At 74.9% G+C, this 13,464-nt stretch carries 10 protein-coding genes and 1 pseudogene; 9 read left to right on the top strand and 2 right to left on the bottom strand.

Annotation, left to right across the window (positions count from 1 at the left end; translation table 11 throughout):
• Positions 1-82 precede the first annotated feature (82 nt).
• From KBA23_RS12880 to dapA, 6 genes are all read left to right on the top strand, one after another.
• Positions 83-1,069, top strand: coding sequence for a phosphotransferase (locus KBA23_RS12880; protein WP_290741552.1), 987 nt, complete (start codon positions 83-85; stop codon positions 1,067-1,069).
• Positions 1,066-1,761, top strand: coding sequence for a nucleotidyltransferase family protein (locus KBA23_RS12875; RefSeq protein ID WP_290741550.1), 696 nt, complete (start codon positions 1,066-1,068; stop codon positions 1,759-1,761). The genes KBA23_RS12880 and KBA23_RS12875 overlap by 4 nt, the downstream gene beginning before the upstream one ends.
• 37 nt (positions 1,762-1,798) lie before the next feature.
• Entirely contained in the window at positions 1,799-4,759 is a 2,961-nt protein-coding gene (addB, locus tag KBA23_RS12870) for a double-strand break repair protein AddB (RefSeq protein ID WP_290741548.1), read from the top strand.
• A complete protein-coding gene (gene addA, locus KBA23_RS12865; protein WP_290741546.1) occupies positions 4,756-8,127 on the top strand; it encodes a double-strand break repair helicase AddA in 3,372 nt (1,123 codons plus the stop codon). Before addB ends, addA begins: the two co-directional genes overlap by 4 nt.
• Before the next feature lie 35 nt (positions 8,128-8,162).
• Positions 8,163-8,483, top strand: coding sequence for a thioredoxin (trxA, locus tag KBA23_RS12860; RefSeq protein ID WP_290741544.1), 321 nt, complete (start codon positions 8,163-8,165; stop codon positions 8,481-8,483).
• 139 nt (positions 8,484-8,622) lie between these two features.
• Positions 8,623-9,510, top strand: a complete 888-nt coding sequence (gene dapA / locus KBA23_RS12855) for a 4-hydroxy-tetrahydrodipicolinate synthase (RefSeq protein ID WP_290741542.1) — start codon at positions 8,623-8,625, stop codon at positions 9,508-9,510.
• A gap of 43 nt (positions 9,511-9,553) precedes the next feature.
• On the opposite strand, the gene KBA23_RS12850 is transcribed toward dapA, so the two are convergent.
• On the bottom strand, positions 9,554-10,078 hold the full coding sequence (locus tag KBA23_RS12850) for a DUF2939 domain-containing protein (RefSeq protein ID WP_290741540.1): 525 nt from the start codon (positions 10,076-10,078) through the stop codon (positions 9,554-9,556).
• 105 nt (positions 10,079-10,183) lie between these two features.
• Positions 10,184-10,933, bottom strand: coding sequence for an STAS/SEC14 domain-containing protein (locus tag KBA23_RS12845; protein ID WP_290741538.1), 750 nt, complete (start codon positions 10,931-10,933; stop codon positions 10,184-10,186).
• 73 nt (positions 10,934-11,006) lie between these two features.
• Between KBA23_RS12845 and smpB the strand changes: the two genes are divergently transcribed.
• From smpB to KBA23_RS12830, 3 genes and pseudogenes are all read left to right on the top strand, one after another.
• The gene (smpB, locus tag KBA23_RS12840; protein ID WP_290741536.1) at positions 11,007-11,480 is read left to right on the top strand and encodes an SsrA-binding protein SmpB; all 474 of its coding nucleotides are present in this window, start codon (positions 11,007-11,009) and stop codon (positions 11,478-11,480) included.
• 161 nt (positions 11,481-11,641) lie between these two features.
• Positions 11,642-12,601 (top strand): transglutaminase family protein, encoded by a 960-nt coding sequence (locus tag KBA23_RS12835; RefSeq protein ID WP_290741534.1) that lies wholly within the window; start codon positions 11,642-11,644, stop codon positions 12,599-12,601.
• 304 nt (positions 12,602-12,905) lie between these two features.
• A pseudogene (locus tag KBA23_RS12830) lies at positions 12,906-13,464 on the top strand (IS21 family transposase); the annotation flags it as partial.

Here is a 13,464-nt window from a genome sequence, read left to right as displayed (position 1 = left end):
ATGCGCGGGTGGCGCGCGTCGAGGCACGGGGCGGCGGCTGGGACTGGCTGGCCGGGGCGCTGGCCGATGCGGCGGGCCCCGCATGAACCGGGCGGCAGCAACGGAAGCCTTCCTCGCTGATGCGGGCTGGGCGGGGGCGGCGCGCGCCCCGCTTGCCGGGGACGCCTCGGCGCGGTCCTACGTGCGGCTGGCGCGTGGGGCGGAGCGGGCGATGCTGATGGACGTGCCGCCCGAGAGCGGGCTCGCCGTCGCGCCGTTTCTCGCGGTGACGGACTGGCTGCGCGGGCTCGGGCTGAGCGCGCCGGAGATCTACACGGCCGATCGGGCGGCGGGGCTCGTGCTGCTCGAGGACCTCGGCGACGAGCTGTTCCTGCGGCTGGCGGCCGAGCCCGGGCGCGAGGCGGGGCTCTATGCGGCGGCGGTGGACCTGCTGGCGTTCCTCCAGTCCGCGCCGCCGCCGCAGCCGACCGGAGACTGGACCCCGCCGCCCTACGATCGGGCGGTGCTCCTGCGCGAGATGCGTCTCGTCCACGAGTGGTACCTGCCGATGCGCACCGGCCGGCCGACGCCGCCGGACCTCGCGGCGGAGTTCGACGCGCGCGTCGAGGCGGTCGTCGCCATCGCCGAGGCGGAGCCGCCGACCGTGGTCCTGCGCGACTACCATGCCGAGAACCTGCTCTGGCTACCAGAGCGGGGGGGCCATGCCCGGGTCGGGCTGCTCGACTACCAGGACCTGCTGATCGGGACGCCGGCCTACGACCTCGTGTCGCTGCTCGGGGACGCGCGGCGCGACCTCGGGCCGGGGCTCGCCGCGGCGATGACGGCGCGCTATCTCGACCGCACCGGGCGCGAGCCGGCGGGCTTCGCCCGCAGCGCGGCGGCGCTCGGGGCGCAGCGCAACCTCAAGATCCTCGGGCTCTTCGTCCGGCTCGCCGAGCGGGACGGCAAGCGCGGCTACCTGCGACACCTCCCGCGGGTCTGGCAGGGCCTGACCCGCGACCTTCGCCATCCGGACCTCGCGCCCGTCGCCGCCTTCGTGGCCGCGCACGTGCCGCCGCCGGCGTCATGATTCCCGCCGCCGCGATGATCTTCGCCGCCGGCCTCGGCACCCGCATGGGGGCGCTGACCCGCGACCGGCCGAAGCCGCTGATCCGGGTCGGCGACCGGACCCTGCTCGACCACGCGCTCGATCTGGTGCGGGAGGCCGGCGTCCGTTGCATCGTCGTCAACGCCCATGCCCATGCCGGGCAGGTCGAGGCGCACCTCGCCCGCGTCGCGCCCGAGGCGGCGGTGTCTTTCGAATCCGTGCTGCTCGAAACCGGCGGCGGGCTGAAGGCGGCGCTGCCGCTGCTCGGACCCGGGCCGGTGCTGACGCTCAACGCCGACATGATCTGGCGGGGGCCGAACCCGGGGGCGGCGCTCGCCGCCGCCTGGGATCCGGCGCGGATGTCGGCACTGCTCGCGGTCGTGCCGCGCAAGGCCGCGATCGGCCATGGCGGCGCCGGCGATTTCACCCTCGGGGCGGACGGCAGGCTCGCCCGCCGCGGGGCGGCGGAGACGGCCCCGTTCGTCTTTGCGGGAGCGCAGATCATCGACCCGGTGGCGCTCGACGACATGGAGCCGGGGGCGTTCTCGCTCAACCGCGTCTGGGACAGGCTCCTCGCCAGGGGTCGGCTCCATGGCGTCGTCTGGCTGGGGCGCTGGGTCGACGTGGGGCGGCCCGAGGGCATTGCGCTCGCCGAGGCGGAGCTCGGACGGTGACGTTGTGGCACTGCGACGCGCCGGGCCGAGGCCGGCCATGGTGACCCTGTTCCCGCCCTGCCCCGGGCCGCGCGTCTTCGGCCTGCCGCCGGGGGCGGACGTGTGCCGGGCACTGGTCGCCGGAATCGACGCCCGGCTCGGCGACGCGCCGCCGGAGGCGCTCGCTCGCGTCGAGATCTGGACCAACACCCGCCGCGCCCGTCGGGCGCTGCTCGCCGCCTTTGCGAACGGCCCGCCGCGGCTCCTGCCGCGGATCCGGGTGGTGGCGGATCTCGCCGACGCCGCGGCCGCACCCGCGGGGCTCGCGCCGAACGATGTGCCGCCGGCGGCCTCGGCGCTGGCCCGGCGGCTCGATCTCGCGCGGCTCGTGCGGGCGCTTCTCGCTGCGGAACCCGGCCTTGCCCCGGCCCGCGCGGCGTTCGACCTTGCCGACCGTCTCGCCGATCTGGTCGACGAGATGGAGGGCGAGGGCCTGCCGGCCGGCGCGCTGCGCGGGATCGACGCCGGCGAGCATGCGCTGCACTGGCAGCGGAGCCTCGGCTTCCTCGGGATCCTCGAAGGCTATGTCGCGGCCGACCCCGCCGCCGAGGTTCAGGGACGGATGCGCGCGGTCGCCGACGCGCTGGCGCGTCGCTGGGCGGACGATCCGCCGCAGCACCCGGTGATCGTCGCGGGCTCGACCGGCTCGCGCGGGCCGACGCGGGCCTTCATGGCGGCGGTGGCGCGGCTGCCGCAGGGGGCGCTGGTGCTGCCGGGCTTCGACGCGACGACGCCGCGGGCGGTCTGGGACAGGCTCGGCGCCGGCGACGCGGGCGCGGAGGACCATCCGCAGGCGGGCTTCCGCCGGCTCGCGGACGCGCTCGGCTTCGCGCCCGGCGACGTCGCGCCCTGGGACGCGAGCCCACCGCCGACGCCGGCGCGCAACCGGCTGGTGGCGCTGGCGATGCGCCCGGCGCCGGTGACCGGCCAGTGGCGCGCCGAGGGGGCGGCGCTGGTCGGCGAACTCGCCGACGCGCTCGGGGGCGTGACCTGGATCGAGGCGGCGGACCCGCGGGCCGAGGCGCGGACGCTCGCCTTCCTGCTGCGGGAGGCGGCCGAGCGCGGCGAGCGGGCGGCGCTCGTCACCCCGGATCGCGCGCTGGCGCGGCGGGTGGGCGCCGAACTCGGCCGCTGGGGCATCCGTCCCGACGACAGCGCCGGGCGGCCGCTCGCGCTGACGCCGCCCGGCATCCTGCTGCGCCAGCTTGCGGCGCTCGCGGGGGCGCCGCTGACCCCGGCGGCGCTGCTCGCCATCCTTGCCCACCCGCTGACGGCGAGCGGCGGCGGCGACCGCGCCGGCCACCGCCGGCTGGCGGCGCGGCTGGAGCTGCGGAAGCTGCGCGGCGGCCCGCCGGAGATCGACTGGTCCGACCTCGCCGCGTGGGCGGCGGAGACCGGGCCCGAGGCCGCCGCCTGGATCGCCTGGATCGAGGCCGGTCTGGCGCCGGTGACGCAGGACGGCGGCGGACGCACGCTTGCGGAGCGGACGGCGCGGCTGCGCGCGGCCGCCGAGGCGGTTGCGGCGGGGCCCGCCGGCGGCGGCGCCCACGCGCTGTGGGACAAGGCCGCGGGCATCGAGGCGCGGGCAATCCTCGACGGGCTCGAAGCCGCGGCGACGTCGTTCGGGCCGATCGCGGCGGAAGATTTCCGCGCCCTCCTCGCCACGCTCTCGAACGGACGCGACGTGCCGGAGGAGGCGGTCGTCACCCATCCCGGCGTGGCGATCTGGGGCACGCTGGAGGCGCGGGTGCAGAGCGCCGACCTCACGCTCCTCGCCGGGCTCAACGAAGGCGTCTGGCCGCGCCTGCCCGCCGCCGACGCCTGGCTCAGCCGACCGATGCGCCGGGCGCTGGGCCTGCCGAGCCCGGAGCGGGTGATCGGCCTCGCCGCGCACGATTTCCAGCAGGCCGCCGCCGCCGGGCGGATCGTTCTCTCACGCGCCAGCCGCGACGCCGAGGGGCCGACCGTGCCGTCGCGCTGGCTGCTGCGGCTCGAGAACCTCCTCGGCGGCCTCGGCGCGGCGGGAACCGAGGCGCTCGCCGCGGCGCGGGCGCGCGGCGACGCCGCGCTCGGCCTCGCGGCGCTCCTTGACCGGCCCGACGCCGCCGCCGTCCCGGCCGGCCGGCCGTGTCCTCGGCCGCCCGCGGCGGCGCGCCCGTCGTCGCTGTCGGTGACGGACCTCGATGCGCTGGTGCGCGATCCCTACGCGGTCTATGCGCGGCGGATCCTGCGGCTGAAGCCCCTCGACCCGCTCGGCCGGGCCCCGGACGCGCTGGAGCGCGGCTCGGCGATCCACGGCGCGCTGGAGGCGTTCCTCGCCGCGACCGAAACCGGCCTGCCCGCCGATCCGCGCGCGGCCTGGGACGCCGCCTGCGCCGCGGCGCTGGCCGCCGCCGCACCCTGGCCGGCGGTGCGCGCCGCCTGGGCCGCGCGGCTCGCCCGCGCCGCCGACTGGTTCCTCGCCGGCGAAGCCGAGCGGCGCGGTCGCGCCGATCCCTGCGTCCGCGAACTGCGCGGAACCCGCGCCCTCGACGGCACGCCGCTGCCCTTCGCCGTCGTCGCCAAGGCCGACCGCATCGACCGCGACGCCGGGGGGGCCTATGCGATCTACGACTACAAGTCCGGCGGCCTGCCCGCGAAATCCGATCTCGCCTACCACCTGCAACTCCACGTCGAGGCGGCGATCGCCGAAGCGGGCGGCTTCCCCGGGCTGCCGCCCGGCCCGGCGGCGCATCTGGAGCTGCTCGGCGTCGGCACGCGGCGCGCGCAGGGCATCGACCCGGACCCGGCGTTCCTGGACCGCCTCGCGGGGCTCGTCGGCTGGTTCCAGGACGAGGCCTCCGGCTTCGTCGCGCGGCTCCGGCCCGGCCTGATCGGCTTTCCCGGCGACTACGACCACCTCGCCCGCCGCGGCGAATGGGCGGACGGCGACGAACCCGCCGTCGAGGACGTCGGATGAACGAGGCGACGCTGGCGCAGATTCTCGCGGCGCGGCCGCAGGCGTCGAGCTGGGTCTCGGCCAACGCCGGCTCGGGCAAGACCCGGGTGCTGACCGACCGGGTGGCGCGCCTGCTGCTCGCCGGGGCCGAGCCGGGCCGCATCCTCTGCCTCACCTACACCAAGGCCGCCGCCGCGGAGATGCAGACGCGGCTCTTCCGCACCCTCGGGGCCTGGGCGATGCTGCCCGAGGGCGACCTCCGCGCCGCGCTGACCGACGTCGGCGAGCCCGGCGACGCGCTCGCCGCGGACCGGCTCGAGCACGCCCGGACCCTGTTCGCCCGCGCGCTGGAGACCCCGGGCGGGCTCAAGATCCAGACCATCCACGCCTTCTGCGACGGCCTCCTGCGCCGCTTCCCGCTCGAGGCCGGCGTGCCGCCGGGCTTCGCGGTGCTGGAGGACCGGCAGGCGCGGGCGCTCAGGGCCGAGACCCTCGACGCGCTCGCCGCGGCCGGCGCGCCCGAGTTCGTGGCGCTCGCCCCCTGGCTCACCCGGGACGACCTCGACCCGCTCCTCGCCGAGATCGGCCACCGCCGGACCGCCTTCGCAGCCCCCTTCGACCGCGACGCCCTCGCCCGCGCCTTCGGCGTCGACGCCGACCATCCGACGCCGCCGCTCGACCTCTCCGCGACCGAGCTTTCCGTGCTGCGCGCCGTGGTCGCCGTCGCCGGCGCCAGCGGTCCTGCCGACGGCAAGGTCGCCGCGGCGCTGGCCGAGGCGCTCGCCGTCGCCGACCCCGCGACCCGCCAGGAGCTTCTCGAGGTCGCGCTGCTCAACCAGTCGGGCGCCGAGGCCTTCCAGCCGCGCGGCCGGTTCCCGACCAAGGGCCTGCGCGGCGCCAATCCGGCGCTCTTCGCCGACGCCGACGCGATCGCCGTCCGCGTCGCCGACGAAAGGGTCCGCCGCCTCGCCCGGGCGGGCTTCGAGAAGTCCGTCGCACTCAACCGCTTCGCCCGGGTCTGGCTCGCCGCGCTCGCGGAGCGCAAGGCGGCGCGCGGGCTGCTCGACTTCGACGATCTTGTCGACCGCGCCGCCGGGCTGCTCTCGCGGCCGGACGTCGCCGCCTGGGTGCTGTGGCGGCTCGATGGCGGACTCGACCACGTGCTCGTCGACGAGGCCCAGGACACCAGCCCGGCCCAGTGGCGGGTCATCGAGGCGGTCTCGGGCGAGTTCTTCGCCGGCCATGGCGCGCGTGTCGACGCCCGGCGCACCATCTTCGTCGTCGGCGACGAGAAGCAGTCGATCTACAGTTTCCAGGGCGCGGATCCGGCCGCCTTCGGGGCCATGCGCGATCGCTTCGCCCGGATGCTCGACGACATGGGCGACGCGCTCGCCCGGTGCGACCTCCTGTGGTCGTTCCGCTCGGCGCAACCGATCCTCGGCGTCGTCGACGCCACCTTCGCCGGCCCCGCCGGCGCCGGTCTCGCCCGCGCCCGCCACGAGCCGATCGCGCCCGACGCCCCGGGTCGCGTCGAACTCTGGCCGTTCCTGCCCAGGCCGGAGCGGGTCGACGAGGGCCCCTGGCACAGCCCCGCGCTCCCCCCCGCGCCGGAGGATCCGGTCGAGGCGCTGGCCCGCCGCATCGCGTCGACGATCCGCGGCTGGCTCGCCGCGCGTCGGGCGCTGCCGGGCACGAACCGGCCGATCGCGCCCGGCGACGTCACCATCCTCGTCCAGCGCCGCGGCGCGGTCTTCGATGCGGTGATCCGGGCGCTGAAGCGCGCCGACGTCCCGGTCGCGGGCGCCGACCTGCTCCGCGTCGGGGCCGAGCTCGCCGTGCGCGACCTGCTCGCGGCCTTGCGGGTGGTCGCCACCGAGGCGGACGACCTCTCGCTCGCGGCGTTGCTGCGCAGCCCGCTCGGCGGCATGTCCGAGGCCGGGCTCTTCCGCCTCGCCCACGCCCGGACCGGGCCGCTCTGGCGTGCGCTTGAGGCTGACCCGGACGCGCTGCCGATCCGCGAGGCGCTTGCCGACCTCCGCGCGCAGGCCGATTTCCTGCGGCCGTTCGAGCTCCTGCAACGTCTCCTCGTCCGCCACGACGCGAGGCGGCTGCTGGTCGCCCGGCTCGGAACCGAGGCGGAGGACGGCATCGACGCGCTCCTCGACCAGGCGCTCGCCTACGAGCAGGTCGAACCGCCGAGCCTGACCGGCTTCCTCGCCTTCATGGACCGCGAGGAAGTGGCGGTGAAGCGGCGGATGGACGAGGCCGCCGACCAGGTGCGGGTGATGACCGTCCACGGCGCCAAGGGGCTGGAGAGCGAGATCGTGATCCTCCCCGACACCGCCGCCCGGCAGGAATCGGGAGGGCTGCTTCCGCAGGTGCTGCGGCTCGGCGGCGAGGGCGGCGGGTTCGCCGGCTGGCGGGTGAACAAGGACGAGGCGCCGCGCGTGATCGCCGACGCCGAGGCGCGGCGCAAGGCCGACGCGGCGGCCGAGAACAACCGCCTGCTCTACGTCGCGCTGACCCGCGCCCGCACCTGGCTCATCGTCGCCGGGGCAGGCGCGGTCGGTCCGGACAGCTGGCACGCGCTGGTCCGCGACGGGATGACCCGCGCCGGCGCCGCGGACGAGCCGAGCCCCGACGGACCGGCGCTCGTCCTGTCGCACCGCTGGAGCGGCGGTCCCGCCGCCGGCGCCCCGGCGCCCCGCCGCGGGCCGGAGGCGGCGCTGCCCGACTGGGCGCGGCGCCGGCCCCCGCCGCCGGCGACGGCGCCGCCCTCCGTTTCGCCGTCGGGCCTCGGCGGCGCCCATGCGCTGCCCGGCGAGGGCCTCGACGAGGCGGTAGCACTCGCGCGCGGTTCGGCGCTGCACCTGCTGCTGGAGGCGCTGCCGGGGCGGCCACAGGCCGAATGGCCGGCGCTCGCCGCGCGGCTCGCGCCCTCCGCCGGGGCGGACGTTCTGGAGGAGGCCTCGGCGCTCGTCGCCGACCCGGCGCTCGCGTTCCTGTTCGGGCCGGACGCGCTCGCCGAGGTCGACGTCTCCGCGCCGCTGGCGGCGCTGGGCGGCGCGCGGATGCTCGGGCGGATCGACCGGCTCGTCGTCGCCCCCGACCATGTGCTCGCCGTCGACTTCAAGTCGAACCGGGTCGAGCCCGCCGCGCCGGAGGCGACGCCCGAGGCGATCCTGCGCCAGATGGGCGCCTATGCCGCCGCGCTCGCCGCGATCTGGCCGGGCCGCCGGGTCGAAACCGCCGTGCTCTGGACCCGCTCGCGTCGGCTCGTGCGCCTGCCCTCGGGGCTCGTCGCCGCCGCGCTGGACCGGGCCCGGTCCGGGCTGCCGGGCGTGATGGTCGCCGAGCCCCGCCTTGACCCGGGCGGGGGGGCTTCATAGGTTCCTCCCCAACCTGTCACGAGGAGGCCATTCGAATGGCGACGATCAAGGTCACGGACAAGACCTTCCAGGACGACGTCCTCGGGTCCGATGTCCCGGTCCTGGTGGATTTCTGGGCGGAGTGGTGCGGCCCCTGCAAGATGATCGGCCCGGCCCTCGAGGAGCTGGCCGCGGAGTACGATGGCCGCATCAAGATCGCCAAGGTCAACGTGGACGAGAACCCGGCCCTGCCGGCGCAGTTCGGCGTCCGCGGCATCCCGGCGCTCTTCATGTTCAAGGGCGGCGAGGTGGTGTCCCACCGCACCGGCGCCACCCCCAAGGCGAACCTGAAGGGCTGGATCGACGAAACCGTCTGATCTCCGGGGGCGCCCCGCCATGCCGGCCCCGCTGCGGGGCCGGCATCCTGGCCCCCCGCGGCGCGAGCCGGTCCCGCTTGCGGGCGGACGGGGTTGCGACTAGGGTCTCGCCGCTCCCTTCCGGCTCCGAGGCAGGCCCATGTACCGAGGCTCCATCCCAGCGCTCATCACTCCCTTCGCGGGCGGCAAGGTCGACGAACCCGCTCTGGCCAGGCTCGTGGAATGGCAGATCGCCGAGGGCAGCCACGGGCTCGTGCCGGTGGGCACCACCGGCGAGAGCCCGACGCTGACCCACGAGGAGCACGAGCACGTCATCGAGGTGGTGGTGAAGACCGCTCGCGGGCGTGTGCCGGTGATCGCGGGCGCCGGCTCGAACAACACCGAGGAGGCGATCCGCCTGATGCGCTTTGCCCGCAAGGTCGGCGCGGACGCGGCGCTGGTGGTGACGCCCTACTACAACAAGCCGAGCCAGCGCGGGCTCGTCCGGCACTACAAGGCGCTGCACGACGCGGTCGAGCTGCCGATCATCATCTACAACATTCCCGGGCGGTCGGTGATCGACATGACCCCCGCGACGATGGGCGAGCTGGCGCGGCTGCCGCGCATCGTCGGCGTCAAGGACGCGACCGGCGACGTGACGCGGGTCTCCGACCAGCGGATCGCCTGCGGGCCGGACTTCATCCAGCTTTCCGGCGAGGACGCGAGCGCCCTCGGCTTCAACGCCCATGGCGGGGTCGGCTGCATCTCGGTGGTGGCCAACATCGCGCCCCGGCTCTGCGCGGAGTTCCAGGAGGCGACGCTCGCCGGCGACTACCGCCGCGCGCTGGCGTATCAGGACCGGTTGATGCCGCTCCACCGCGCGGCCTTCGCCGAACCCAATCCCTGCCCGACCAAGTACGCGCTCTCGCTGCTCGGCATGTGCGAGGAAGAGGTGCGCTCGCCGCTGGTGACGATCGAGGAGCCGACCCGCGAAAAGATGCGCGCCGCCCTTCGCCATGCCGGCCTCCTGAGCGAGGTCGCTGCCTGACCCGGCGCCCTCGCCGGGCCTTCCCGCCGACGCTGACCTCGCGTCAGCGCGCCGCCACCTCCTGCCCGCCCTCCGGCAGCTCGACCGCCGAGAGCTTCCACGCATAGCCGTGGCGGCGAAAGACCAGCGCGCCGGCGCCCGTTCCGTCGCGACGCACGACGCGAAAGCCCGACAGCCCGTCGCGGTCGATCGTCATCGCGGCCTCGTCGCCGAAGCCTGCCACCGGCGCGCCGCCCGCCGAAGCCTCGGAGGCGAACATGACCCGCAGCCCCGCCGGCGAAACCAGTCCCTCGACCAGCGGCCCGATCAACGCCGCCCCGAGCGCGACGCCGAGCGCCGCCGCCCCGTCCTGCGTCTCCGCCGCCTCCGCCATCATCGCGGCCGCGAGCTCCGACTTCAGGCTCTCGCGCAGCGCCGGGAAGTCGACATGGGCGGCCAGCGCCTCGGCGTTGCGCGCCTCCGCGGCCGCACGCATCTCGTGCAGCGTCCACCACGGCGAGGCCAGCAGCCAGACCCCCGCCGCCACCAGGAACGCGAACGCCGCCGCCGAAATGGACCCCCCGCGCATGTCGCGCCCCTCTCCCTTGCCCCGATGGCAAGGGTAGCGCGGACGCGCGGCCGGGCGTGAGCGGAGAGGCGTTATCCGGTTAAGACCCCGTCCCGGCTGCGCGCGTCAGGCCGCCTCGGCCGGCGCGGAGACCCAGACCTTCGCCGCGTCGATCCCGGCGTCGGGAAACACCCGCACCTCGCCCGGGATCAGCGGCGTGAAGAGCCGCACGGCGCGGGCGATCCAGTCGACGTCGGTGACGATCGCCACGCGCTCGAAATCGCTCCAGTGCGTCAGCCCGAGCCGCGCGTCGGCCAGCACCGCCCCGGCGGTGTAGTCGAACTCCGGCCCGATCCGGTAGAGCAGCCGGAGCTTCGGCCGCGTCTTCAGCCGCGCCTCGATCAGCGGGCGCAGCGTCTCGGCATAGTCGCGCGCGGTGATCTCGCCCGTGGCGGAGATGCCGAGCACGTCCTCCGGCAGCCCGGCCATCAGCTCGAAGCCCCCCGGCGCGGCCGGCGCGGCGATCCATGCCTGCGCCGCGGCGAGACCGTCGCCCGGGAAATGCCGGATCTCGGCCGAAACGAACAGCCGCGCCACGGCCGGCGCCGCGTCGAGGAGGCGCGAGTCCGAGACGAGGGCGACCTTCTCGACCCGCGCCTGGTGCGTCCGCACGAAGTCGAGATGGGCGAGAAAGCCGGAGAAATCCGCCCAGCCGGGAAAGGTCGGGGCGTTGACGACGAGGTTGATCCGTCCGCCGTCCGCGGCGGCGCGGGCCTCGAAGCGGCGATCGAGCGCGGCGAAGTCGTCGCGGGTCAGCCCGCCGGACGGCTCGAGCACGAGCGCGTGCCGGGCGGGATCGTCGGTGATCTTCAGCATCGCGGGCCTCCCTGCGAACTCCCGGCGGCGCCGGCTGGACAGGCCGCGCCGCCGGGAATACATGCGGACGGCCATGGCCGAAAAACAACCCCGCCCCGTCAAGGTCGTCGCCGAGAACCGCCGCGCGCGTCACGACTATTTCATCGAGGATGACCTCGAGGCGGGAATCGTGCTCGAGGGCTCGGAGGTGAAGTCGCTGCGCACCGGCAAGGCCAACATCGCCGAGAGTTACGCGAGCGTCGAGGGCGGCGAACTGTGGCTGATCAACGGCTACATCCCCGCCTATTCCCAGGCCAAGGCCTTCGGCCACGACGAGCGCCGCCGGCGCAAGCTCCTCGTCTCGCGGCGCGAACTCGCCAGGCTCTGGCAGGGCACGGCGCGCGAGGGCATGACGCTGGTGCCGCTCAGCCTGTATTTCAACGAGAAGGGCCGCGCCAAGCTCAAGCTCGGCGTCGCCAAGGGCAAGAAGCTGGCCGACAAGCGCGCGACCGAGGCCAAGCGCGACTGGCAGCGCCAGAAGGCGCGGCTGATGCGCGAGCGGGGCTGACGGGGGTCTCGCGCCCCGAGCCGTTCCCGGCCATTGACCACGATCCCGCGCCCCGAATCCGGAACGGATCGGGCACGACGGCGTTGCATCGTTTGCCCGGCCAGCACAGAGCTTCGGCCGAGGGCACGACGTCAGGAACGACCGCGAGGGAACCCCCAAGGATGCTCATCCGCGCCGGCTTCGAGATCGCCATCCATGTCGATGCGCCCACGCCCATCCTCTGCGCGCTGTCGCCGCACCCGGAGGGACTCGCGCCCGTCGCCGGGACCGGCGCGCTCGAGGTCGAACCGCCGGCGCCGATCGAGACCTACCTCGACGATTTCGACAACCGGATCAGCCGGCTCGTCCTTCCCGGCGGCGGCGCCACTCTGACCTCGGATTTCGTCGTCGCCCATGACGGCTCCGCCGACGCGGCGGCGCCGGAAGCGGCCCAGGCGAGCGTCGACGACCTTCCCGACGCGACGCTGCTGTACCTCATGCCGAGCCGCTTCTGCGAATCAGACCTGCTCGCCGGGGAGGCGTGGCGGCGCTTCGGCGGCGTGGCTGCCGGCTGGTCGCGGGTTCAGGCGATCTGCGACTTCGTGCACGACCACATCGCCTTCGGCTACGGCTACGGCAGCCCGACCAAGACGGCGGCCGACGCGATGCGCGAGGGACGCGGCGTCTGCCGCGACTTCGCCCATCTCGCGATCGCGCTGTGCCGGGCGATGAACATTCCGGCGCGCTACGCCAGCGGCTATCTCGGCGACATCGGCATTCCGCCGCAGCCCGAGCCGATGGACTTCTGCGCCTGGTTCGAGGTCTGGCTCGGCGGCCGCTGGCACACCTTCGATGCGCGCTACAACACGCCGCGCATCGGACGAATCCTGATGGTGCGCGGCCGCGACGCCGCCGACACCGCGATGATCGCCTCGTTCGGGGCGCACCGGATCGAGAGCTTCCGGGTCTGGTGCGACGAGGTCTCCGGCGCGATCGACTTCCCGGTCTCGCGTCGCCTGCGCGTCAACGGCGTCCCGGCTCCTCCGCCCGTCGGCGCCGGCCTTGTGGCCGACGCCGACGGACGGACCGAGGCGCCGCGTCGAGGTCGCGCGGGTTTCGCCGTCCCGCCCGCGGCGCGCTGATACCGACGGTCTTCATCCCTGACCCACGGCCCGCGGCTCCGATCGACCGCCGGGCGCTTGGCCCCATGTGATGCGGCTGTCCTTCAGGTACAGGAATGTGGCTGGAAGCCGGCTGGAATCAGGCCTGCCCCTTTTTCAGGATTCGGGAAGGCCTCGGCACGAGGCAGGCGCCCGGGCCGTTGGCATGATACCGGCGGGCTCGTGAAGCGACTCGTGGAACTTTTTGACCTCTATCACTTTTATCGTGTGTAATCAGGTAGTTACCATACCTATCACGCGTGTTAGCCCCGGGTGGCCTGGTAGACTCGCCCTCTGCCACAGCCGGATGCCGTTCGTGCGCGCCTACCCGCGCGAGACCCTGAGGCAGATGGTGTTCGACGCGCATGACCGGGCCTTCGCCTTCTACAAGGGCGCCTGCACGCGCGGGATGCGGTGGACGCGATCTTCGTGGGCAAGGAGCGGGCCTGCAACCGGCAGTTCCAGCAGATGTGCAGCCACTATCTCGTGGAACCGGTCGCCTGCACGCCGGCCTCGGGCTGGGAGAAGGGCCAGGTCGAGAACCAGGCGGGCACGATCCGCGCGCGGCTGTTCTCGCCGCGGGTGCGGGTCAAGAGCATGGAAGAGCTCAACGACTGGCTGGTCGACCAGTGCGTCGCCCGGGCGAAAGTGTCCAGGCCCATCCGGAGATCAGCGGCAAGACGATCCGGGAGGTGTTCGAGGAAGAGAGAGCGAGCCTGTATCGCGGCCGCTTCGACGGCTTTCACGCCGTCCACGCCTCGGTGTCGAAGACCTGCCTCGTGCGCTTCGACAACAACAAATACTCGGTCGAGGCCAGCGCCGTCGGCCGCCCGGTGGAAGTGCGC

Source organism: Amaricoccus sp., from assembly GCF_017995835.1.
GTDB lineage: Bacteria > Pseudomonadota > Alphaproteobacteria > Rhodobacterales > Rhodobacteraceae > Amaricoccus.
Note: the sequence above shows the minus strand (reverse complement) of the source record. Positions and strands in the feature narration are given on the sequence as shown.

Coding starts and splice junctions, on each gene's coding strand:
- dapA (WP_290741542.1), top strand. CDS start 8,623: ATGTACCGAGGCTCCATCCCAGCGCTCATCACTCCCTTCGCGGGCGGC.
- KBA23_RS12875 (WP_290741550.1), top strand. CDS start 1,066: ATGATTCCCGCCGCCGCGATGATCTTCGCCGCCGGCCTCGGCACCCGC.
- KBA23_RS12880 (WP_290741552.1), top strand. CDS start 83: ATGAACCGGGCGGCAGCAACGGAAGCCTTCCTCGCTGATGCGGGCTGG.
- addA (WP_290741546.1), top strand. CDS start 4,756: ATGAACGAGGCGACGCTGGCGCAGATTCTCGCGGCGCGGCCGCAGGCG.
- addB (WP_290741548.1), top strand. CDS start 1,799: ATGGTGACCCTGTTCCCGCCCTGCCCCGGGCCGCGCGTCTTCGGCCTG.
- KBA23_RS12850 (WP_290741540.1), bottom strand. CDS start 10,078: ATGCGCGGGGGGTCCATTTCGGCGGCGGCGTTCGCGTTCCTGGTGGCG.
- KBA23_RS12845 (WP_290741538.1), bottom strand. CDS start 10,933: ATGCTGAAGATCACCGACGATCCCGCCCGGCACGCGCTCGTGCTCGAG.
- smpB (WP_290741536.1), top strand. CDS start 11,007: ATGGCCGAAAAACAACCCCGCCCCGTCAAGGTCGTCGCCGAGAACCGC.
- KBA23_RS12835 (WP_290741534.1), top strand. CDS start 11,642: ATGCTCATCCGCGCCGGCTTCGAGATCGCCATCCATGTCGATGCGCCC.
- trxA (WP_290741544.1), top strand. CDS start 8,163: ATGGCGACGATCAAGGTCACGGACAAGACCTTCCAGGACGACGTCCTC.